The organism is Vibrio sp. PBL-C16 (assembly GCF_034321865.1).
Taxonomy (GTDB): Bacteria; Pseudomonadota; Gammaproteobacteria; order Enterobacterales; family Vibrionaceae; genus Vibrio; species Vibrio alginolyticus.
Genome location: NZ_JAXLNY010000001.1, coordinates 295,318 through 316,642, shown reverse-complemented (window position 1 = coordinate 316,642; position 21,325 = coordinate 295,318). Strand labels below are relative to the sequence as shown.

Below are 21,325 nucleotides of genomic sequence, written 5' to 3'. Positions count from 1 at the left end.
TCTCGTAGGCATATTTAATCAACCTTTAAAGAACTGAAGGCTTCCCTTTCATCATTCGCAGTCCCTCTCTTTTAATGCAGTCGACTAATGGGTTTTCTGCCATATCTGAACGCCATATAAATGAAAGTGTCCTTTCCATTTTTAACTCAGGTACATTTAATGCCACAAGGTGACCTGCTTCTATATATCGCTCTACATCTAAATACGGTAAGCAAGTAAGGTACTGGCCATTAGCAACTAAACTACGTAACACCGGAACGTGTTCGTACTCGCGCCACACATCCAAATCTTCAATAAGGTGGTGAATAGAACTATCAAATGTTTTTCGTGTGCCAGAGCCATGCTCTCTTAGTACCCACTTCGCTTGCTCTAACTGCGCAAGGCTAACAGACTGATTACGCGCAAAAGGATGATGAGAAGCTGCGACAACAGTAAGATGATCACGACACCATACTTCTTGGTGTAAACGGTTATCATCACAGCGCCCTTCAATAATCCCTAAGTCATACTTGTAATCTAATACCCCATCAATCACCCCTTTTGTACTTTGTACACCGAGGGAAATACGCATTTCTGGAAAGTCATTATCAATGATACTGATAAGGTCGGGAACTAAGTGCTCTGCTGGAGTTTGACTCGCTCCCATACGAATCTCACCACTCAATAAATGTTGCTCATAGAAGCCCATTTCAATCTGCAATGCATCTTGTAGCAAGCGTTTTGCTTTTGGTCGTAACCACATCCCCCAATGGGTTAACGCCATTTGCTTGCCTTGCCTCTCAAACAACGGCCTGCCAAGCATCTTCTCTAATTGCGCAAGCGACATGCTTGTCGCTGATTGTGTCAAAGCCAATTTTTCTGCGGCTTGGCTTACACTGCCGGTATCTGCAACTGCGTCGAAAACCGCTAATTGCTTAAGTGAGTAGCGCAAAGTGTCCTCCATTATTAGTGGGTATTTCCCAATCCCCACAATTGTTAAAGCATGCCCCAATAAGCAATAGAGTTCATTTTACCTGGCCCCGTAAAGTTATCAATTAATTTGATGAGGTTTCTAAATATTATCAATTTTACCTTACTAACCGTTCTCCCTATTCTGAGTACGCGGTTCGGGAACACCGCAAGCCTCAATGGTTTTGAAACCGAAGTCATTGAGGCTCTTAATAAAAACAACAATTTCATTTTTGAGTTAATAACTAAGGATTTTTTATGCGATTACAAATTAAGGAGTCAATATGGCGGTGACCAGTTCTCAAAATCACCAGTATTTTTCTCCAAAAGAGATGATGGTTGAAGCGGAAAAATTTGCGTTAAGTAAGGCAAACAAAACCAGCAGTATGACATTAAGCCTCGCCATTATGGCCGGCGCGTTCATCGGGTTAGCATTCTTGTTTTACATCACGGTGACCACCGGTAGTACGGGCGCTGGTTGGGGCTTGAGCCGCCTAGCTGGTGGACTCGCATTTAGCATGGGATTGATCCTCATAGTGATCTGCGGTGGTGAATTATTTACCAGCTCCGTCCTATCCAGTATTTCTTGGGCCAATAAGCAAATCTCGTTCGGTAAGATGCTTTCGATCTGGGGCAAAGTTTACGTTGGTAACTTTATTGGCGCGATGTTCCTACTTGCGCTGGTTACTGCTGCTGGTCTTTATCAGATGGATGGCGGTCAATGGGGATTAAATGCGCTTAACATCGCACAACACAAACTTCACCACACTCTCATTCAAGCGTTTGCACTCGGCATTCTCTGTAACCTATTGGTCTGCCTAGCGATTTGGCTAACATTTAGTTCTGCAAATGCAATGACAAAAGCAGCAATGACAATTTTGCCTGTGGCAATGTTTGTCAGCAGCGGTTTTGAGCACTGTGTTGCGAACATGTTTATGGTTCCACTTGGTATTGTTATCGCGAATTTTGCACCTGAATCTTTTTGGGCATCTGTCGGTGTGCCCGCGTCACAATACACAGACCTAAACATTAGCCACTTTATTACCGCTAACTTAATTCCTGTCACGCTTGGCAACATCGTCGGCGGAGCGGTATTAGTTGGCCTTTCAAACTGGTGTATTTTTCGCCGACCAGAACTAAAAGCAGCGAATATTTCTTCTATCACTACAACTACAACACTGTCGTCAGTTAAGGATTTCACCATGAAAAATGCCTCTTTTGTTAAAGACATTATGAACCAAAAACCAGTCACCATTCGTGCAGAAACGCCAATTGCAGCCGCGCTGGATGTGTTACTTGATAACAACGTAACTAGCGCACCTGTTGTAGACGTACAAAATCGATTAGTTGGCTTCTTCTCTGCTCACGATGTGATGGTAGAACTATGGTGTGAGGACTACATTCCGGTGAAAGACCAAAAAGTCGTCGACATCATGAGCCGAGATGTGGTCGCAATTGACGCTGATGATCGCCTCGTTGATGTTGTGGAATTCCTATGTATCGATAAAGAGCAGTTGTACCCAGCGAGCAGTATGGGTATTGCCACTCGCTTGACGTCTTTGTCTCTCGAAGAACGCGCTAAAAGTATCAAAGTAAGTAAGCCACAAGTGCTTCCTGTGCTTGAAAATGGGCAGATGGTCGGGGTGGTTACTCGTACTGAAGTATTAAAAGCACTACGCCCGATTTTTGGTGAGCGTTTAAACCTAGTGGAAAAAAGCGAGTTAGAAACAGCGTAATTCGCTAAACATTTACAACGTCTATTGGCTTTCAATCGCTATCACTGACTGGTTTATCGATGTTAGTGATGTGATTAAGATAATAAAAAAGCGCTCTTCAAGTGAAGAGCGCTTTTAGTGTATCTAAAAGGAACTAATTACTTCTTAATACCTTCGATATGAAGTTCCATATCGACGTAGCTTGAAGCACCCATTACTGGGATGTCAAAGTCAGCAAGCTCTAGGCGAGTGTTGCCAACAAAGCCAGCGCGCTCGCCGCCCCATGGGTCACTGCCAGCACCAACGAATTCAGCCTCAATAGTAATAGGCTTAGTAACACCGTGTAGCGTTAGATCACCAGTTACATCTAGTTTGCCATTGCCTTTATCAACCACTTTTGTGCTCGTAAAGGTTGCTTCACTGTATTTACCAGCATCGATGAAGTCACCACTACGAATGTGTTTGTCACGTTCAGCATGGTTTGAATCTAGGCTGGTTGTATCAACAACAACATTTACTTTTGAGTCAGCAATGTTGTTTTCATCAAAAGAAAAGTCACCAGAAAATGTATTGAAACGACCTTTGATGAAACTGTAACCCAAGTGGCTAACTTTAAAGTTGATTGAAGCGTGAGCACCTTTGGTATCGATGACATAATCTGCAGCTTGCGCACCAAATGGCAGTGCCATAGCGATAGCTAATCCTGTAGCGAAAAGTGACTTTTTCATTTTGAAGCTCCTAACATTTTTCTTAATGTGTTGTCTTTATCGATAAAGTGGTGTTTTAGTGCAGCAATAGCATGTAAGCCTGCAATCAGGATGACTGCCCAAGCTGCATAGAAGTGAATCTCACCTGCAATATCTGATTGGCCTGGGAATAACTCTCCCGCTCCTGGCACGGTGAACCAATTAAACACTTCGATGCCGCGTCCATCAGACGTTGAAATGAGGTAACCTGAAACAAAGATGGTGACCAATAGTAGGTACATGACACCATGCGCTGCTTTAGCAGCAAGCACTTCGTAACGTTTGCCTTCTACCTTTGGTGACGCCGTCACATGTTTCCATACGATGCGTGCCAAAGTTAAAATAGCGAGTAAAATACCGACAGAGCGATGGTAATGCGGCGCAGTTCGATACCATTCGCTGTAATAGCTAAGGTCGACCATCCACAAACCCACTGCAAATAGACCAATAATGCACAGCGCTGATAACCAATGCATCACGCGTGCAGTAAGGTTGTAATTCTTTACCAGTGTATCCATCTCAAGTTCCTAGATATATTCCTAAGTTAATGCTGAGCAAGAAACACTACATTAACCTATTTACGTCATATGAAACAGATTATTTACCATCATTTACATCCAGCCAATGGTACCGTATCTATCAAGTTGTTCGAATTTTTTGAAGGAACTTTAAATCGTTTGTAAAACTGAAACTTACAGCTTAATTTCTTGTTCTATCTCATACAGCTCTTCGGAAACTTCTAACATTCTGCGTTCAACCAGTAACTTAGCATCTTCAACACCCTTGTTATAATAAATCGGTCCTAGTTTTTCTGTAATAAAATCAATTAGAAACTCACTATCGAACTGGCCAATTTCAACATCTAGCTCGTCTTGCATGTAATCTTGAATGGCGGTGGCCAACGCCTCTTTTTGTGCGCGTTCTAGCTTTATCATTTTTTCCCTTTCAAATTTTTGTTCAACTTCTGCTTCTTTCGTGTTGCTCTATTAAAGATTAGACACGGTCATTTGTGAGAAATTTGGTGTTTAGATCAAGAAGTTGCCGAAGTAAATTAGTCTATTCTCAAAAGACTATGCTAACCTTTTGCAGTTCGTTTTGTAATTATTAAGGGATATTCTTTGCTACTCGACCTAGTTATTCAAAGTGTTAATGATTTTCAAGACGACTGTCTTAAGCTGTGTGAAAAGCATTACCCTGCGGTGCATAACCAAGGCATGAGTGAGCATCATCTTGGTCTCGCGTTTTCAAGAAGGATGGAACATACTTTTCGTCACTTTGGATACAACTGCGTGATAAAGCCAATCGAAGTGTTGGATTCTCCAGACCTTCCCCATCACTATCGAATTTCATCCGACATTGGCACTGTCTGGGTTCTGAGTCACCATATGGTCAGTGCCGGAAAATCTTGCCGGGAAAACTTACTCTCATCAATTACGGAATGGCAGAGTGAATATGGCTATGCCTTACAGCCTAATGACCTACTCTTTTTGGTTTGCGATCATTGGATAAGTCGCAGCAAAACGAGCCGAGAATTGCTTCATTGGTGGATGGGTGAACTACCCGATCAGATCAACGAATACACAGAACAAGGAATCACACTGTACACCAGCGAGTCGCAACTCACGCAATCTTTGGACACTCGATTCGGTATTAGCCCTTGTTACATTAAGTTTGGGCATCCTTTACGGCGTTCGAACAAACAGCAGTTAGTCAGAAAATATTTGCAGTTGTATGCCGTACTGCAATGGTAGCATCAAATTGAAGTGCTGAGATTATCAATTATTTCATCAATTTGTTTGATATCACTCGACAAACCTACCCATCCATTACCATCGTTCTTGCTTGAGTTAATGAGCACACTTAGATTCATTGCCAATGAAATAGAAAAATTAGCGCGATAACGCTGATGTTGAGACATTGATTTAGGTTGTGGTAACAATGATGAGCATCTCGCAACTACTTAGTTGCATCCGGAAACAAGCCGACGGGCAGTATATTGCGAAATACGCGAACTTCACTCTCCGCAGTGTCTTTCAACCCATATATAAGAACGATATTTCCATCGTTGGCCTTGAAGCACTGGTAAGAATTAGCAATGCCAATGGCAACATGGTTAGGCCAGATCAGTTTTTCCAATCCAAAGCGACTCCCACTCAAGATTTGCTCAATGTTGAACGCTTAAGTCGCCTAATCCATATCAAAAATTTCTCTCAGTCTCGTTTTCACACAAAACAATTGTTTCTCAATGTATTACCGGTAGCGGCAGAGATACTAGTCAAAGACATCACGTATAACCGACTGCTAAAACAAACCATTTATGAATCGCATTTGATGAATGAACAAATCGTCATGGAGTTACTTGAATTGAAGGTGGAGGATGAACTCTCTTTGTCTCAAGCTGCTCGGGAGTTAAGTCTTGAAGGATTTAAATTAGCGATTGACGATTATGGCGTCAATGCATCGACAACTGAGCGAGTGAGAAGCGTTTGCCCAGATATAATCAAGATGGATCGCTCTTTATTGCTAAGGTATGAAAACGGTGATTTTAAAGCGCTTAACGATGCATTATCACTCGCAAAAGCGTTATGCTCTAAAACCGTTATCGAAGGAATTGAAACCGAGCATCAACTTCGCTTAATGAAAAAGCTCGGTTTCGATATGTATCAAGGGTACCTACTTGCTATCCCCCAAACGTTAGACGCCTATGAAGAGGCAAAAACAGCCTGACTATGTAAGAGCAAAAGTTTGCGCGGTTTAGCGAGAGCTACGTGATTTACCACGATTCTTATGAATCGCCAATTTTGCTTTTAGCTTACGCTTCTCAGATGAACGACTACGACGACGCCCACCCCCATTTTGTTCAGGCTCAACTTCTTCTACAAGACTTGGTTCGAAACCTGCCAGCCATTCTTGGGGTAAGCGTTGATCAAGCAGATTCTCGATAGCTTGCAACAAGTACTCCTCATCTCTACTCATCAGAGAAACCGCCAAACCTGACTTTCCTGCTCTTCCAGTGCGGCCAATTCGATGGACATAATCTTCTGCTTTGAATGGCATATCAAAGTTCACGACTTGTTCTAGCTCTTGAATATCTAACCCTCGTGCTGCCACATCGGTTGCAATCAAAGCACGTACCTTACCTTGTTTAAATTCATCCAAAGCTCTTTGGCGGGCACCTTGTGATTTATCGCCGTTGATAGAAACCGCTTTGATGCCATCTAACTTGAGCTCTTTCGCTAACTCATCACTGCCTTGCTTCGTTTTTGTAAATACCAGCACTTGCTGCCAATTCCGCGAGCCAATTAAGTACGCTAGCAATTCACGTTTCCGTTTTTTATCCACTGGATAAACCATTTGTGTTACCGTTTCAGCAGTCGTATTTGCTGGTGAAACTTCGACTTCAACTGGCGATTCCATGAGTTTATACGCAATAGTTTTGATTCGCTTCTCAAATGTCGCAGAGAACAATAGGATCTGTTTCTCTGCAGGTAAACGTCGGAAGATGCGCTGCAAGTCAGGCCAAAATCCCATATCTAACATACGGTCGGCTTCGTCTAACACGAGCATACCGGTTTTAGAGATGTTTACGTTACCATTAAACAGGTGATCCAAAAGGCGGCCTGGCGTGGCAATCAAAATATCAGCGCCCTCTTCTAACTTTCTCTTTTGTACGCCAATGCTTGTACCACCATAAACACACACAATGCGAAGTTCTGTTTCTGCCGAGTACTGATTCAAATTATCAAATACCTGCTGTGCAAGCTCGCGTGTTGGAACCAAAATCAATGCTTGAGGTGTGCCGTTAAGTTTCTTTTGCTGAACGGTTTGTATGATAGGTAAACCAAACGCAGCCGTTTTTCCCGTACCAGTTTGTGCAGCAGCAAGTAAGTTTTTTCCTGCAAGGACGTGTGGAATTGACTTTTCTTGCACTGGTGTTGGCGTCACGATATTTAGATTGCCTAGCGTCTCGATTAGCTTTTGTTCGATGCCTAAATCAGCAAAATTAACAGACATGTGTAACCTCATTATTTTTGGAGCGCAGAGTTTACCAGAGCCCCTAAAGCCATACTACTTTTCTATCTCATTGAGTTGAGTCATTAAGCTGTTGCTGAAAATCATACGACTGGCGCAAAACATCTCGATAAAGTGACGAGAACTTCTCCTCTAATTCGGTGTAATCACTTTCAATCACTTTAAATGTTGTGGTTAAGTCTGCCATTCTAGGGCTTCTTTGCGAAATCCGATGTAGTGCAAATTCTATATTGTCTAGATCTTGATAGGATTGAAGCCATCGGCCATGCCACATTCTGCTGTGGAGCACCAAAAAACGTGGCGGCAAATGTTCATGAACCTCTCGGTTTACTCTCTCGTATGCCGTTTTTACAAAGTGTTCGAGAGACACGGAGTGAAAGTCGTTCCAGTGTTTTGCGAGGCAATGATCCCAAAACATATCTAAAGCGATAGGCGCAAAACGTCTCGCAACACCAGTGAAATGAGGCTTACATTCGTTGACGATTGGATGATGGTCAGTAATACGGTCAACAAATCTATGTAATCTGATGCCATTTGAGATATCGCGATCATACAGCTTGCTTGGATCTCCTTTTACGAAGTCTCCAAGCAAGTTTCCCAATAAATGGCTGTTACTGTGTTCTGCGATATGCAGGTGGGCTAGAAAGTTCATTCGACGCCAGTTTTGGCCTCTAGGGCTTGGTGTGACATGAACCTAGTATAACGTCAATTACGACGAGATGAGAGTGTTCCGCTATTCGGCTTCGTTGTCTGAGCCAACGTATTCCGACAAGATAATGCCAATTTCAAGCGCATCTAGCAGCTCTAGGCTCTCATCGTTTTGGTATTGGTCGCTCATTGTGACCTCCTTTATTTTAAGCTCTCTTGCTTTTACTTGCTGACGGCCTGACTCTTGCCATATCCACATCAGCAACTCCTTTTTATAGTCTTTATATGACACATTCATGACAGCGAGAAGTAAAGATTTAAAAACCTATGAGCATAATCAAAAGTAAACGATTGCAATTAGGTTTCATATCCGCTTAACACTTTAGAAAAATGACTCTTTTATCAACATTCATGTCAATTTAAAGATATAACATACTGTTATAGGCGTCCTTAGATCTCATTTCTTAAACTAAATTTAGTCTTCGTTACATATTTTGCTGATTAACTTCGCATATTTTGTTTCGATATAGCAATAGATTTGGTCAATATCTTTTATCTCTAATGGAGCTTTAAATGAGAGAAGTTGAGTTTAGAACGATAGACAGGCTGTTTATCAAGATGTCTATCAACGACAAAATGTGGGTTATATTCCTACTGTTTTTAGTAGCCCTCACTTCAGTGGCTGGAAGCCGCTACTTCAATGAAATACAACAATTTGAGCAGCAAGCCATCTCGGCGAGCGAAGCGAAGCTTTCTGGTATCGTTGATGCTCAATCAAACCGCGCTACAGAAATTGACGGCGTATCGAAATCGAACCGCGTAAGCGAGAGTTCTTTTGTCGATGGGTCTGTCACCGCTTATGCCAAGTTGCATTCTGGAGAAGTGATTAAGCTGACTCAAAATGTGTCCACACAATACGAATCGTTAAAATCATCAGCTCTATCGTCACTATTACTCAGCTTCTTATGGGTTATTCCTTTTGCCCTATTCTCTTACTGGGTGGCAACGTTTATCGGAGGAGCTCTGTGGGTTTTATATACAACAACCGAAAAAATTGGTGACGGTGACTTAACCTCTCGTCTTGGTTTCCATCCTGGTCGAGATGAATTCGGTACCATCGGCTGTGCGCTAGACAAGTCTATGGATACCTTAAGTGAACTGGTTAATAGTGTTAAAAATAATGCAACGATGTTGAGTGAGACATCTTCTGCATTCGAAAAAGATATGCAGTTGAGTGAAACCCAGATATCTCATCAATATCAAACGCTTGATTCAGTCGCGACGGCAATGGAAGAAATGACAGCCTCTGCAAAGGAGGTATCAAGTATTTCTCAACAAGCAACGACGCAGTCAGACCAAGATGCCCAGAAGATCGAACTAAGCAGAAGCCGTGTACAAAACGTGATTGGCGAGATAGAGACGTTATCTAGCTATATTGAACAAGCCTCTACGTCAGTAACCAATTTAAACGAGAATACGACGCAGATTAATGACGTGATCACAACGATTAACGCCATTTCAGAACAAACTAATCTGTTGGCGCTAAACGCAGCAATCGAAGCAGCCCGTGCTGGTGAACAAGGTCGTGGATTTGCAGTGGTTGCCGATGAAGTACGTACATTAGCAAGCAGAACTCAACAGGCAACAGTAGAGATCCAAGCCATGATTGAGAAGCTTCAAATTGAGAGCCAGAACATTGCTTCAATCACCAACCGAACCGTTCAGCAAGCTCAAACCAGCAGCCAGCTTATTGATGAAATCGGCCATGATGTTACCTCTATTGCCGAGTCAGCACGCTCATTAATGGACATGAGCATTCAGATTTCCACATCTGCTGAAGAACAAAGCGCAGTTGCTAACGATATTGCATCGGAACTTTCAGAAATTCGTAGTCAATCAAGCACAATCAGAGAAGTGGCGGAGCAATCTACCGCTGGCGTCGCTAATCTCACGCAAGCCTCCGTTTCTCTTGGTGAGATATTACAACGCTACCGCACCGCATAACGTTGTGGAACTTATGATCAACAAGGGCTCCTTAAGGAGCCCTTTTCTTTAAGCCGTGTTCAACTATTACCTTCGATATTTTCTACGACATCCAAGTGGATATTTGAAGTGAATCTCAAGTTCTCGCTGTACCGGATGAAATAATGTTCTTAAACAAAGCGTTCCGCTATGCTTGATCTTGCCAATTCCAATTTGCTGCTGGAAAACAATATGAATAATTACAAAGACACAAAAGACATAGAGAACCTGAATTGCCCACTCTGCCAAGGAGATGAATATCTCATTTCATCGGATGGCGAGAAATTCACATGCGCTGCTTGCGGATTTCATACAAAAAACTTCTCATCTATCCAATGTCTACATCAAACGCCTTACCTACAGTCTAAACTTAAGCACATCCACAGCTTAAGTCCGGTTTGCCATTAATAGGTCAAACAGAGCAGCCACACAGCTGCTCTTTTAATTCATCTAAATGATGGATGCGAATTACACGCTCGTCATCAACACGATTGATAGCTTCACCATTAAATAACTGCACCGTTTTGATACCGGCGTTTAGTCCCGCCTCAACTCCTTTAGGAGTGTCATCAATATAAAGACAGTCACTTGGTAAAAAGCCCATGCTCATAGCACTGTACATGATTAAATCGGGCTCAGGCTTCCAACTATTCGCATCGAATGCCGAGAACACTTTCCCTCGGAAAGCATCGAGTAAACCGGTTAACTCCAAAGCGTATTCAATTTTATCTTTAGGTCCATTAGACGCCACACAATATTCGATATTATGCGAATCCAAAAACTGAATTAATCGTTTTGCGCCATCCATCGGCTGTAAGTGACGCACAAAAAGAGACTGGACTTCTTCTCGGTATTGCGGCTCTAAAACATCAATTGGGACTTTGATATCTTTCAATTCTTTAGTATCTAAAAGGATGTCAGCGAGCTTTCCTCCTTTAAAGTGAGAAACGCACTCTTCCATCGTTAACGCAGCCCCATGCTGGTTAAATACATTGACGAGCGCTTGGCAACACAGTCTTTCGCTGTCGACCAACGTACCATCACAGTCAAATATCACGCACTTAATATTGGTAATTGCCATAGCCATCTCCAGACGTCTTAAAGGCTCAAGCCCAAGCTGATTTTAAGAATGTTTGGATTAATCTTATTTGAGTTTGGGATTGTTGAAACGACGAGCTTGGCATTTCATGGAAATAGAAGGGAGCAATTACAGTTTTTCTAAGCAAGATCACCCAACGTCATCTTGCTTTACTTTTTATGCACATTGATGTGTAAGTTAGTCTTCGATAACCACTGAGTCTAACAGTTTTTGCTCGGTGCTTAGTCTTTTAGCCAGATCAGCCACAAACGAGCTTTTGTATTTTGATTCAGAAACAGCAACATCAGAGATGAGTGTATTTCCTTCGAGATGGCTAACAATAGCAGCACCAATTGGGACTCCTGATTTAAAACCAACATATAATTCAAAATCTGGCGTGAGGATAATCTGTGTCAGATATTCAATGATCATATCTTTATCATGCTGCTGTTCCCAGCGCTGAGATTGCAAGATAGAGAACATAATGGTCAGTCGATGAAAATCGACCAGAAAAATGTCGTCGGGGTTAAATTCAGAGTCACTTTCCAGTAGTGTGTCTTTGTCGACTACTTGATACGTTGCTTTTTCTAGCGTTTTGAAATAGACATCGCGCCCTTTCAAACTCTCTGGTGTCGGAAATTCAACTTCGACCAGATCATACAGCCATGTATTTTTACGCTCGATACTGGCTAACTGTTGTTCATTCATCTTGATACCTTCGTTTAGAGCAGTACATTAGCATGAAGCCCGCAACAAACCTAGCGCACATAGACCTTTCCGTGGCTAAATTTTGTTTTAGGTGCAAACCTCTGATAGATTTCATCAATATCTTTCCTAGTTAAGGACAAAAATAATGAAAAAGATGCTGTTAAGTGCATTGCTTGCTACTACTCTAGTTGGTTGTTCAGATAACGATGTTGCTGACGTGGGGCTCGGTTGGTTTACTTTGAAAGACATCAAAGTCGGTGAGTTGAAAGACGAGGTGGTAACAGGTGTCACATGTCACATCGCCTCTATCGAAGCGGATTTCAGCTTAGCAGATCCAAGTGATAGCTCAATATCATGTCGTCAGACTGGCGAAATCACACCGGAAATGATTGCAAAAATAGATAAGAGTAAGTCCGGTGAAATTGTATTTAAGAAGTCAAAAAGCATTTTCTTCAAAACAATGAAGGTTCGCCGTATTTATGATGCCGATAACCAAACCTTACTCTACTTGTCTTATACAACAAAAGAGACCGATGGTAGTTTTAAACATAGCCTTTCGACAGTCCCACTTTGGGGTACCAAGGCTTACGTTGAGCCAACTGAAGTGAAAAAGTAACGCGGGTAAATTTAGTTAGCGCGGAGCAGGCTCTTTCCGGGCGCTGCTGAGCAACAAGTTTAAAAAACAACCCATTGCAATACGACAAGCGTCATAAATTGCAGCTGCTTTGGTTGCTATTTACTCAGCTCGCTGATTTTTTCAGCGAGCAGACTTCTTTGTAATAAATCGCCACGATTTTCATTTTTTTGTGATACAATCCCGCCTCTTTTTTTTCTCACTCAAGAACAAGCATGAAGTTTCCTGGTCAGCGTAAATCTAAACACTACTTCCCAACTCACGCTCGAGATCCATTAGTAAACCAAATCCGACAGGCACCTAAGCTATATCGCCCAACTATTGTTGGTGTCGGTCAAACCATTGTAGATATCGAAGCACGTGTAGATGACGCGTTTTTAGAGAAATACAACCTGAGTAAAGGACATTCGCTCGTTCTTGAAGAAAGCAAAGCAGATGCTCTTTACGAAGAACTGGTTGAGCAAGGCCTGATCACACACCAATACCCAGGTGACACGATTGGCAATACTCTTCACAACTACTCAGTTTTAGCCGATAGCAAATCCGTTTTGCTCGGTGTGATGTCTAAGAACATTCAAGTCGGTTCTTTTGCTTACCGCTACCTTTGCCGTACGTCTTCACGCATGAACCTTAACCATTTACAAACGGTAGATGGCCCTATTGGTCGCTGCTACACCCTAATTTCTCAAGACGGTGAGCGTACATTTGCTATCAACGAAGGTCATATGAATCAACTACTTCCGGAAAGCATTCCTGAAGAGATCTTTGAGAAAGCATCAGCCCTGGTTGTTTCTTCTTACCTAATGCGTGGTAAAGAAGAAGATCCAATGCCTAAAGCGGTACAAAGAGCGATCGACTTTGCTAAGAAGCACGATGTCCCTGTTGTACTTACGTTAGGGACGAAGTACGTTATCGAAGGCAACGCACAGTGGTGGCAAGAATACATTCGCGAAAACATTTCTGTTGTCGCTATGAATGAAGAAGAAGGTGCGGCGCTAACAGGTGAAACAGAGCCGCTAGCTGCTGCTGATAAAGCACTTGAATGGGTTGATCTCGTACTGTGTACGGCAGGACCAAATGGTCTGTACATGGCTGGTTACACCGACGAGAAAGTAAAACGAGAAACCACACACGACATCCTTGAAAGCTCCCTCGAAGCCTTTAACCAGTACGAGTTTAGTCGTGCGATGCGTAAAGAAGACTGTCAAAACCCAATGAAGGTCTACTCTCACATCGGCCCTTACCTTGGTGGACCATTAGAGATTAAGAACACTAATGGTGCAGGTGATGCAGCCCTTTCAGCCTTACTGCATGACATGGCAGCAAACTCTTTCCACCAAAAAGAAGTGCCTAACTCAGAAAAGCACGAAGTACGATGCTTAACCTACTCCTCGCTTTCTCAGATCTGTAAATACGCAAACCGAGTAAGCTATGAAGTGTTGACGCAGCACTCTCCTCGCCTATCGCGAGCGCTTCCTGAACGAGAAGATAGCTTAGAAGAGACTTATTGGGATCGTTAAAACGACAGCTTTAAAGCTGAAAATATATCAAGGCCACCATTTGGTGGCCTTTTTGTTTTTATCTAGCACTGTAACGAGTAGATTTTGTTAGTATGTCGCACAATACGAAGCAGTAAACTCTTTACAAGCCTAACCGAAACAGTACCATCACCAAGCAGACCTTTGCCTCACAATAATACTCGTTATAACTCAGGTAGTTTTTCAACGCTACCTGTGTGCCACTTTGGGGATTCTCCATGCAGTCAGATATCGAAATTTGCCGAAACACACCACTTTCTTCTATTGATGTTATCGCGGAAAAAGTAGGACTATTGCCCGAAGAGTATGACACTCACGGGAAGCACAAAGCCAAAGTCCACCCAAAATGTTTGGAACGACTCAAAGCAAATGATGACGGTAAACTTGTACTCGTCACTGCGATCACGCCGACTCCTCTTGGCGAAGGAAAAACCGTTACGACGATAGGATTGGCGCAAGGTTTAGCAAAGCTTAATCAATCTGTTATTGCATGTATAAGGCAACCTTCGATGGGACCCGTCTTCGGTATTAAAGGTGGCGCAGCGGGCGGTGGTTATTCTCAAGTAGCTCCAATGGAAGAGTTAAACTTACACCTTACTGGTGACATTCACGCAGTGACAGCGGCGCACAACCTTGCTTCAGCCGCTCTTGACGCTCGCTTGTTCCATGAGCAACGCGAAGGTTATGATGCCTTTGAAGCACGTACCGGGTTAAGAGCACTTAAAATCGACACGGCCAGTATTACTTGGAAACGAGTGATGGACCATAATGATCGTGCACTACGTAAAGTCAAAATTGGCCTCAATGATGCAGGAAAAACCATCAATGGTTTCGAGCGTGACGAAGGGTTCGATATTTCAGCCGCTTCCGAGTTAATGGCTATCATTGCACTAGCCAAAGATTTAAAAGATTTACGTCAACGTATCGGGAAAATTGTCGTAGCGTACGATTTGAACGGAAACCCCGTCACTACGGAAGATCTACAAGTTGCAGGAGCAATGGCAGTAACACTAAAAGAGGCGATTGCACCAACACTGATGCAAACTCTAGAAGGTGTTCCTACGTTGATCCATGCAGGTCCATTTGCAAACATCGCCCATGGAAATTCATCCATTATCGCGGACGATATTGCGCTAAAACTATCAGGTTACACGGTAACTGAAGCCGGTTTTGGTTCGGATATGGGATTCGAGAAAGCGTGTAACATTAAAGCTGCTGCCGCCAACAAAGCCCCGGACTGTGTAGTGATCGTAGCAACATTACGCGGCCTCAAAGCGAATTCTGGACACTACGATTTACGACCAGGTATGGCTATTCCAGATTCCATTTTTAATCCGGACCAAGCAGCATTGGAGGCTGGGTTTGAAAATTTAAAATGGCACATAAATAACGTTCATAAATACGGTTTACCTGCTGTCGTTGCCATTAATCAGTTTCCACAAGATTGTGTGAAAGAGCTTAAAGCTCTTGAAGATCTGATTCACCAATTTAATCCCGAAGTTAAAGTAGCCATCAGCACCGCTTTTTCGCAAGGCGGACAAGGCGCAACGGAACTAGCTCAACATGTTATTGATGCGTGTACCACGCCTGTAGAGTTTTGTCCGTTATACAACAAAGAGCAATCATTACTCGAAAAGCTCATGGCAGTATGTGAAGGGGGCTATGGCGCAACCAATATAGAAATGACTCCTATCGCGACTGAACAGCTCAACCATTTTGAAAATCTAGGTTTTAACAACTTAGCGGTTTGCATCGCGAAGACACCATTATCGATAACCACAGACTCCGCAGTCAAAGGCGCACCAACTGGTTTTACCGTCCCAATCCGCGAGCTGCGCTTGTGTGCGGGCGCAGGATTCGTTTATGCATTATCTGGTACCGTGATGACGATGCCAGGCTTACCTGATAAACCCGCATTTATGAACTTAGATCTTGATGATGGAGGAAATATCGTCGGTCTCTCTTAGTGCAGTGATAACGTATCGCTATCAGTGAAGTGAGCATATTCATTGAGTGAGTGGTCTACTTACCTATCCACTCACTCTCAACAACTGTGAAAAGAGTTGTCTCAGGCCTTCTACTCTTGAATCGTTGATACAAAGCTCTCCTGCCTTACATCAACGCGCCTGTTTTAGACCTTTAGAGTTAAGACGCTAACCCTAAGCCTTGTTTGGCCATAGTTATTAAGCTAGAAAACCCTATTTATCTTCTTGTTTTGTCGCCACTTTACATTGTAAATCCATACTTGTTGACTTCTCCTTTCTACAATTTTGCGCCAATTTGATGCACGGGCTATTTAGCGTTTCACTAATATGGTGCAGTTGTCTTACAGTGAAATTTTAACCTCCTTGATTTTTAAGGAGATATTCTATGGCTCGATTCTTGTAGTAGACTTTTCACTAATAAGCACATTAGCACATGCTTTTCAAAACCTCTGCGTTGCATACCACCTCCTTCAGGTTAGCACCGTTTTGATGCATGTCAGAAAAGGGAAAGGGAATACTATGGAAGACGCACTCGCCGTAATTTTAGCAGGAGGGATGGGGTCTAGACTCAGCCCACTCACCGATGACAGAACCAAGCCAGCCGTACCTTTTGGCGGAAAATATAGAATTATAGATTTCACACTAACCAATTGTTTACATTCGGGTTTACGCAAGATCCTTGTTTTAACCCAATATAAATCTCATTCACTTCAAAAACACTTACGAGACGGCTGGTCGATATTCAATCCAGAGCTAGGCGAGTACATTACTGCTGTTCCACCACAAATGCGCAAAGGTGGTGCATGGTATGAAGGAACCGCCGATGCGATTTATCACAACATGTGGTTGCTATCGCGAAATGATGCAAAGTATGTGGTTGTGTTATCCGGCGATCATATCTATCGAATGGACTACGCTGCAATGCTTGAAGAGCATAAAGAGAAAGGTGCTAAGCTCACCGTTGCCTGTATGGATGTTCCCGTAGAGGATGCTTCAGCATTCGGTGTAATGGGCACCGCAGAAAACGGGCTCGTTACTTCGTTTATAGAGAAACCTGAAACCCCACCTACCCTTCCTGGAAGCGCGACCAGAAGCCTTGTTTCTATGGGAATATATATCTTTGATATGGATGTTTTGAAAGAAGCGCTTGAAGAAGACTCAAAACTCGATTCATCAAGCCATGACTTCGGAAAAGACATCATACCTAAGCTGATTGATACGGAATCCGTTTACGCTTATCAATTCTGTGGTAGTAAAGGGCGCGTCGATAAAGATTGCTATTGGCGCGACGTAGGTACCATTGATTCCTTCTATGAAGCGAATATGGATCTACTAGAACCTGTGCCGCCAATGAACCTTTATCAGTCTAATTGGGCGATTCGTACTTACGAGCCGCAGTTTCCACCAGCTCGTACTGTATCGTCGGCTACGGGTAATGAAGGTATTTTTATTAACTCCATCATTGCTACCGGTGTCATCAATTCCGGCGGCTCAGTACAGCACTCCATTATTTCTTCTAATGTACGTATCCAAGACAGTGCAACGGTAGTCGATTCTATCATTTTTGATGACGTGGAAGTCGGTGAAGGAAGTCAGTTGGTCAACTGCATAGTTGATAAACATGTTCGTATTCCGCCACATACTCAAATTGGCATCAACAAACTTGAAGATGCGAAGCGATTTAAAATCTCAGACAAAGGTATTGTCGTCATACCTGAAAGTTACCAATTCGATTAAACGACAAACTATCACAACAAAAAAGCGCACGATAATCATCGTGCGCTTTTGTTTAAGTACCTGTAAACATTAGGCTATAACAAATAATCCATAATAATTAGATGTTACATACCGTTGACCAGCTACCATCTGTACCCGGTTCAGCCGCTGTCCACCAGTTCGCTTGGTAAACCACACCGTTGTGGATGATCTTATCACCTTGGTTAGCGTGGCTTGGATTACCTGCCCAATCCGTTTGTGGCAGAGCTGGGTATGTCACTAAACCTGTCGTATCACACGTACCTGGTTCAGTGGTACCACCACCCGTGCCCGCATTGAGATCACCAATTGGTAGAGCTGGCTGTTCAAACTTAAACGCAAACTCTTTACCACCAGAAATCACTGAGTAGTTAGCCGGACCAGAGATTGGTAGGTAGTAAACCATATCAAGCTCGTAAGTGCCGCCCGCCGGCAAGTCTTTCCATGCTGGTAGAGAGAACGACACACGGTGCATTACGCCATCTAAGCCACCAATGTTGTTTGCTCGAGTATGTCCAGAAGCAATTACTTTCAAACCACCACCTGATTGGTCTTTCGCGTTGTCCGGCGCAGATACTGGGATATCGAATTGGAATTCAGTACCGCCAGGGATCGCTTGACCAGTGTTGTTCGTAAACGTGATTTTCGGGTTAATTGGGTAGTTTTGATCGCCAACTTTGAAGCCGCCAACACTAACAGTAATGTCTACTGCTTCAGTTGGTGTTGGACCAGTCGCTACTTTATTACCGTAAGGCGTCGCAGACTTAAACTTGTCGTAGATAGCTTTGGTCATAGTGTTACCCATGTGGTATTCACCATTACCTGCCGCACAAGCTTGTTCAGTGGCATCTACTGCCGTACGATTACCATTTGCATCCAGTACGTAACAGTTGTAATCACCGGCTAGTTCCCAGAACATGATACCGCCGATCTCTTTATCGATAACGTAATCGGCTTTCACCTCGATAGAAGCTTTATCTTCCGTAGATAGGAATACGCTCTTCTCTGCGTTCCACAACCAAGGTGCCACAGCAACGCTATCGTAATGACGGGTATAAGTACCAACAAACTTATCTGAAGGATCGTTGACAGGGTCGAGACCGTAAGCAGCTGCGTAAGAGCCCCAAATACCGTTTTCTAGGTTCTTAGCATGCCACATTGGGTTAGAACCAGCGCCCATTTCGTTTCCTTTAGGGTCGGTATCATGCCACATGTTGTCGATACCAATAGCGCCGTGACCACAGTTGTTCTTCTCACCTTCACCTGTGCCCGGTTGGCACTCTGCTTGGTTTGGTAGTGCCGCTCGGCCCCAAAGGCCATTGTCGCCACCAGTAACACCTTGCCAACCACGGGTGTAGTAAGGAACACCAATGTTGATACGACCTGCTGGCATAGAGCCACGGAAGTAATGGTAAGCCCAGTCTGTGTTCAAGTAACCGATACCACCGTATGCAGCAGTGCCGTATACGTTCCACTGCGCTAGCTCAGAGTCTTTACCTGTATCGAATAAAGCCGCGTTATGACCAACGTGATCATTCCAAGCCCCATGCAAGTCGTAAGACATGATGTTTACGTAGTCTAGGTACTTAGTTACATCGAAGGTTTCCATCCCACGTAGCAAGTAGCCTGAAGATGGTGCTGCGATAGTCAGCATATAATGAATACCATCTTGCGCGGATGCCGCATCAAGTTTCTCACGCAATACTTTCATCAGCTCTTGGTAAGACGCCCATAAATACTGACGACGTGGTTCCATGAAGTCTTTGTCGTAAGGGTTACCAGCACCAGCCATTGACGTCGGGTATTCATAGTCAATATCCAGGCCATCGAACTTGTACTGACGCATCATTTCAACGGCAGAAGTTGCGAACTTCTCAATACCAGCATGATTAATAGAACCGTCCGCATTCGTCGTCATGGTGTAGAAGCCACCATCAGCTACACGATCGCCGTTCGTATCGAAGTGACCGCCCGTTTCAGCCCAACCACCAATCGAGATTAGCGTTTTAACATCATGTTTTTGCTTGTAAGTTGCTAGTGCACCAAAATGACCTTTAAAACCAAGAGCAGGATCTACCTCAACGCCTGGCCAAGTTTTACCTGTAGCAGGGTTGTTAGGATCATTAACGTCGCCAACGTTTACTTTGCCGTCAGAACCAATGCTCACAAACGCGTAGTTAATGTGAGTAAGTTGTTCCCAAGGAATGTCTTTAACAAGGTAAGTCGCTTGTGGGTCGTCACCTGATCGCCAACTGGTGAAGTAGCCGATTACACGACGTGGGTGATCAGCCCCCATTTTCTCACGACCTTCTTCATCATAAATAGAACAGTAAGGAACATCTACACCCGTTGTTTGATAAAGACCATCAGGACGACAATTAGATGTCACTGCGCCGCCGTTTACTGTTAACGTCGCAAGTGCAGAATCTGCTGTTGCTCCAGCGTCATCGGTTGCTCTCGCATAAACACTTAATGAGCCAGCTTGTGAAGGGGTTACATCCAGCGTGTATGGCGCTGTTGTAGCAGTGCCAGCAAGCACACCTGCAACATAAAAATCAACTTTAGCAACGGTACCATCCGCATCCGTAGCATTTGCAGTCAGTGTTACGGAACCACCCAGGTCAATAGAGCTCGCAGAAAGCGCGACATCCACTGTCGGCGCTTCGTTACCAGGTTGCGCTGATGCCACAGTTAACGTCACAACACTTGCCGTACTAACGGCACCTGCATCGTCATAGGCCTTGGTAGAGAACTCGTGCTGTCCTTCAGTTGCTGTCCACGATGCAGCATACGGCGCAGACGTTGCCTGACCAACTAATACACCATCAACAAAGAACTCTACTTTGCTAACAGTCCCATCAGTATCTGCCGCATCTGCAGCTAGGTTAACAACATCACCCGCAGTCACAGAAGCCGACGCAGAAGGCGATGTCAGAGTAACCGTCGGGACTTCATTCTGAGGTGGATCAACCGGTCCAGTGCCATCACAAGCGCCAAGTGTTTCCCACTCGCCCCACTCACCAGATTGCGCTGGATTGTTGTTTTGCGTCCAGTAACGCGCTTTATAAGCATTACCTTCATGCTGAACTTGGTCGCCACCGTTATAAACTTTTGATGATTGCCAAGTTTCTAGAGGGGCACAGTCAACTGCTGCGTAGCTATTGAAGGCCATAAGACAAGAAGCGGTGAGTGTGCTTAGTGTGAACACGTTTTTCACTGCGTTGCCGTTTTTAAGGTGCATAATCGCTCTTCCTTAAGTTATTGTTAAAACAATACTAAATGCGCTAAACGAAGCGCATCTATACTTTTATTTCGACGTAAAATAACTTAAGTACAAGTTGGTGATTTCACACTATCTATTTACGAGTTTTCCACACCGCCTCGCAACAATCCACTAAATGATTGCAACAACGTACCTATTATTTGGCACCAGTAACTAATTTTATAACTCAAATAAATATGTCACTCGCAAATTAATAAAAAAGGTAAAAAAAGTCGCCATTTTGAAATAAAGAT

Annotated in this window: 18 protein-coding genes; 8 read left to right on the top strand and 10 right to left on the bottom strand. The window is 43.5% G+C overall.

The annotated features are described in order from the left end of the window. Positions 1-25 precede the first annotated feature (25 nt). The gene (locus UQW94_RS01305) at positions 26-931 is read right to left on the bottom strand and encodes a LysR substrate-binding domain-containing protein (RefSeq protein WP_005376369.1); all 906 of its coding nucleotides are present in this window, start codon (positions 929-931) and stop codon (positions 26-28) included. Positions 932-1,232: 301 nt separating this feature from the next. Between UQW94_RS01305 and focA the strand changes: the two genes are divergently transcribed. Beyond that, positions 1,233-2,684: a formate transporter FocA gene (focA, locus tag UQW94_RS01300; protein WP_322141927.1), complete on the top strand. Its 1,452-nt coding sequence runs from the start codon at positions 1,233-1,235 to the stop codon at positions 2,682-2,684. 137 nt (positions 2,685-2,821) lie between these two features. Here focA and UQW94_RS01295 read toward each other — a convergent pair whose 3' ends face one another. The 3 genes from UQW94_RS01295 to UQW94_RS01285 all read right to left on the bottom strand — a co-directional run bounded on the left by UQW94_RS01295 (position 2,822) and on the right by UQW94_RS01285 (position 4,344). After that, positions 2,822-3,391: a YceI family protein gene (locus UQW94_RS01295; RefSeq protein WP_017634178.1), complete on the bottom strand. Its 570-nt coding sequence runs from the start codon at positions 3,389-3,391 to the stop codon at positions 2,822-2,824. Beyond that, on the bottom strand, positions 3,388-3,927 hold the full coding sequence (locus UQW94_RS01290) for a cytochrome b (RefSeq protein WP_005390157.1): 540 nt from the start codon (positions 3,925-3,927) through the stop codon (positions 3,388-3,390). The genes UQW94_RS01295 and UQW94_RS01290 overlap by 4 nt, the downstream gene beginning before the upstream one ends. A 174-nt stretch (positions 3,928-4,101) precedes the next feature. Next, the gene (locus tag UQW94_RS01285; protein WP_042520836.1) at positions 4,102-4,344 is read right to left on the bottom strand and encodes a DUF2164 domain-containing protein; all 243 of its coding nucleotides are present in this window, start codon (positions 4,342-4,344) and stop codon (positions 4,102-4,104) included. A 183-nt stretch (positions 4,345-4,527) separates the two neighbouring features. Here UQW94_RS01285 and UQW94_RS01280 point away from each other — a divergent pair, with 183 nt between their 5' ends. Both UQW94_RS01280 and UQW94_RS01275 read left to right on the top strand, forming a co-directional pair. Then, entirely contained in the window at positions 4,528-5,160 is a 633-nt protein-coding gene (locus tag UQW94_RS01280) for a hypothetical protein (RefSeq protein ID WP_005376385.1), read from the top strand. Between the two features lie 187 nt (positions 5,161-5,347). After that, a complete protein-coding gene (locus UQW94_RS01275; protein WP_017634180.1) occupies positions 5,348-6,136 on the top strand; it encodes an EAL domain-containing protein in 789 nt (262 codons plus the stop codon). 27 nt (positions 6,137-6,163) lie between these two features. On the opposite strand, the gene UQW94_RS01270 is transcribed toward UQW94_RS01275, so the two are convergent. From UQW94_RS01270 to UQW94_RS01260, 3 genes are all read right to left on the bottom strand, one after another. Continuing rightward, positions 6,164-7,423 (bottom strand): DEAD/DEAH box helicase, encoded by a 1,260-nt coding sequence (locus UQW94_RS01270; RefSeq protein ID WP_005376383.1) that lies wholly within the window; start codon positions 7,421-7,423, stop codon positions 6,164-6,166. A gap of 67 nt (positions 7,424-7,490) precedes the next feature. After that, positions 7,491-8,093, bottom strand: a complete 603-nt coding sequence (locus tag UQW94_RS01265) for an ACP phosphodiesterase (RefSeq protein ID WP_017634181.1) — start codon at positions 8,091-8,093, stop codon at positions 7,491-7,493. Positions 8,094-8,174: 81 nt separating this feature from the next. Continuing rightward, a complete protein-coding gene (locus UQW94_RS01260) occupies positions 8,175-8,348 on the bottom strand; it encodes a hypothetical protein (protein WP_005376381.1) in 174 nt (57 codons plus the stop codon). Between the two features lie 314 nt (positions 8,349-8,662). Between UQW94_RS01260 and UQW94_RS01255 the strand changes: the two genes are divergently transcribed. Next, positions 8,663-10,093 carry a methyl-accepting chemotaxis protein gene (locus UQW94_RS01255; protein ID WP_005376380.1) on the top strand — a complete coding sequence of 477 codons (1,431 nt, stop codon included), beginning with the start codon at positions 8,663-8,665 and terminating at the stop codon, positions 10,091-10,093. Positions 10,094-10,523: 430 nt separating this feature from the next. On the opposite strand, the gene UQW94_RS01250 is transcribed toward UQW94_RS01255, so the two are convergent. Then, entirely contained in the window at positions 10,524-11,192 is a 669-nt protein-coding gene (locus UQW94_RS01250) for an HAD-IA family hydrolase (protein WP_017634183.1), read from the bottom strand. Positions 11,193-11,387: 195 nt separating this feature from the next. Next, positions 11,388-11,897, bottom strand: a complete 510-nt coding sequence (locus UQW94_RS01245; protein WP_017634184.1) for a hypothetical protein — start codon at positions 11,895-11,897, stop codon at positions 11,388-11,390. 145 nt (positions 11,898-12,042) lie between these two features. Between UQW94_RS01245 and UQW94_RS01240 the strand changes: the two genes are divergently transcribed. The 4 genes from UQW94_RS01240 to glgC all read left to right on the top strand — a co-directional run bounded on the left by UQW94_RS01240 (position 12,043) and on the right by glgC (position 17,791). Continuing rightward, on the top strand, positions 12,043-12,513 hold the full coding sequence (locus UQW94_RS01240; RefSeq protein ID WP_005397614.1) for a CreA family protein: 471 nt from the start codon (positions 12,043-12,045) through the stop codon (positions 12,511-12,513). A 233-nt stretch (positions 12,514-12,746) separates the two neighbouring features. Further along, positions 12,747-14,051: an inosine/guanosine kinase gene (locus UQW94_RS01235; RefSeq protein ID WP_005376376.1), complete on the top strand. Its 1,305-nt coding sequence runs from the start codon at positions 12,747-12,749 to the stop codon at positions 14,049-14,051. Between the two features lie 236 nt (positions 14,052-14,287). After that, positions 14,288-16,036 (top strand): formate--tetrahydrofolate ligase, encoded by a 1,749-nt coding sequence (locus UQW94_RS01230; RefSeq protein WP_042520819.1) that lies wholly within the window; start codon positions 14,288-14,290, stop codon positions 16,034-16,036. Between the two features lie 537 nt (positions 16,037-16,573). Further along, positions 16,574-17,791 carry a glucose-1-phosphate adenylyltransferase gene (gene glgC, locus UQW94_RS01225; RefSeq protein WP_033906540.1) on the top strand — a complete coding sequence of 406 codons (1,218 nt, stop codon included), beginning with the start codon at positions 16,574-16,576 and terminating at the stop codon, positions 17,789-17,791. 97 nt (positions 17,792-17,888) lie between these two features. Here glgC and UQW94_RS01220 read toward each other — a convergent pair whose 3' ends face one another. After that, on the bottom strand, positions 17,889-21,050 hold the full coding sequence (locus UQW94_RS01220; RefSeq protein WP_322141926.1) for a chitinase C-terminal domain-containing protein: 3,162 nt from the start codon (positions 21,048-21,050) through the stop codon (positions 17,889-17,891). Between the last annotated feature and the right edge of the window lie 275 nt (positions 21,051-21,325).

Bases quoted from the DNA above. Each gene is read 5' to 3' on its own strand.
- UQW94_RS01240 (WP_005397614.1), top strand. From the start codon at position 12,043: ATGAAAAAGATGCTGTTAAGTGCATTGCTTGCTACTACTCTAGTTGGT.
- UQW94_RS01245 (WP_017634184.1), bottom strand. From the start codon at position 11,897: ATGAATGAACAACAGTTAGCCAGTATCGAGCGTAAAAATACATGGCTG.
- UQW94_RS01290 (WP_005390157.1), bottom strand. From the start codon at position 3,927: ATGGATACACTGGTAAAGAATTACAACCTTACTGCACGCGTGATGCAT.
- focA (WP_322141927.1), top strand. From the start codon at position 1,233: ATGGCGGTGACCAGTTCTCAAAATCACCAGTATTTTTCTCCAAAAGAG.
- UQW94_RS01275 (WP_017634180.1), top strand. From the start codon at position 5,348: ATGATGAGCATCTCGCAACTACTTAGTTGCATCCGGAAACAAGCCGAC.
- UQW94_RS01250 (WP_017634183.1), bottom strand. From the start codon at position 11,192: ATGGCAATTACCAATATTAAGTGCGTGATATTTGACTGTGATGGTACG.
- UQW94_RS01265 (WP_017634181.1), bottom strand. From the start codon at position 8,093: ATGAACTTTCTAGCCCACCTGCATATCGCAGAACACAGTAACAGCCAT.
- glgC (WP_033906540.1), top strand. From the start codon at position 16,574: ATGGAAGACGCACTCGCCGTAATTTTAGCAGGAGGGATGGGGTCTAGA.
- UQW94_RS01260 (WP_005376381.1), bottom strand. From the start codon at position 8,348: ATGTGGATATGGCAAGAGTCAGGCCGTCAGCAAGTAAAAGCAAGAGAG.
- UQW94_RS01255 (WP_005376380.1), top strand. From the start codon at position 8,663: ATGAGAGAAGTTGAGTTTAGAACGATAGACAGGCTGTTTATCAAGATG.
- UQW94_RS01270 (WP_005376383.1), bottom strand. From the start codon at position 7,423: ATGTCTGTTAATTTTGCTGATTTAGGCATCGAACAAAAGCTAATCGAG.
- UQW94_RS01230 (WP_042520819.1), top strand. From the start codon at position 14,288: ATGCAGTCAGATATCGAAATTTGCCGAAACACACCACTTTCTTCTATT.
- UQW94_RS01285 (WP_042520836.1), bottom strand. From the start codon at position 4,344: ATGATAAAGCTAGAACGCGCACAAAAAGAGGCGTTGGCCACCGCCATT.
- UQW94_RS01295 (WP_017634178.1), bottom strand. From the start codon at position 3,391: ATGAAAAAGTCACTTTTCGCTACAGGATTAGCTATCGCTATGGCACTG.
- UQW94_RS01235 (WP_005376376.1), top strand. From the start codon at position 12,747: ATGAAGTTTCCTGGTCAGCGTAAATCTAAACACTACTTCCCAACTCAC.
- UQW94_RS01220 (WP_322141926.1), bottom strand. From the start codon at position 21,050: ATGCACCTTAAAAACGGCAACGCAGTGAAAAACGTGTTCACACTAAGC.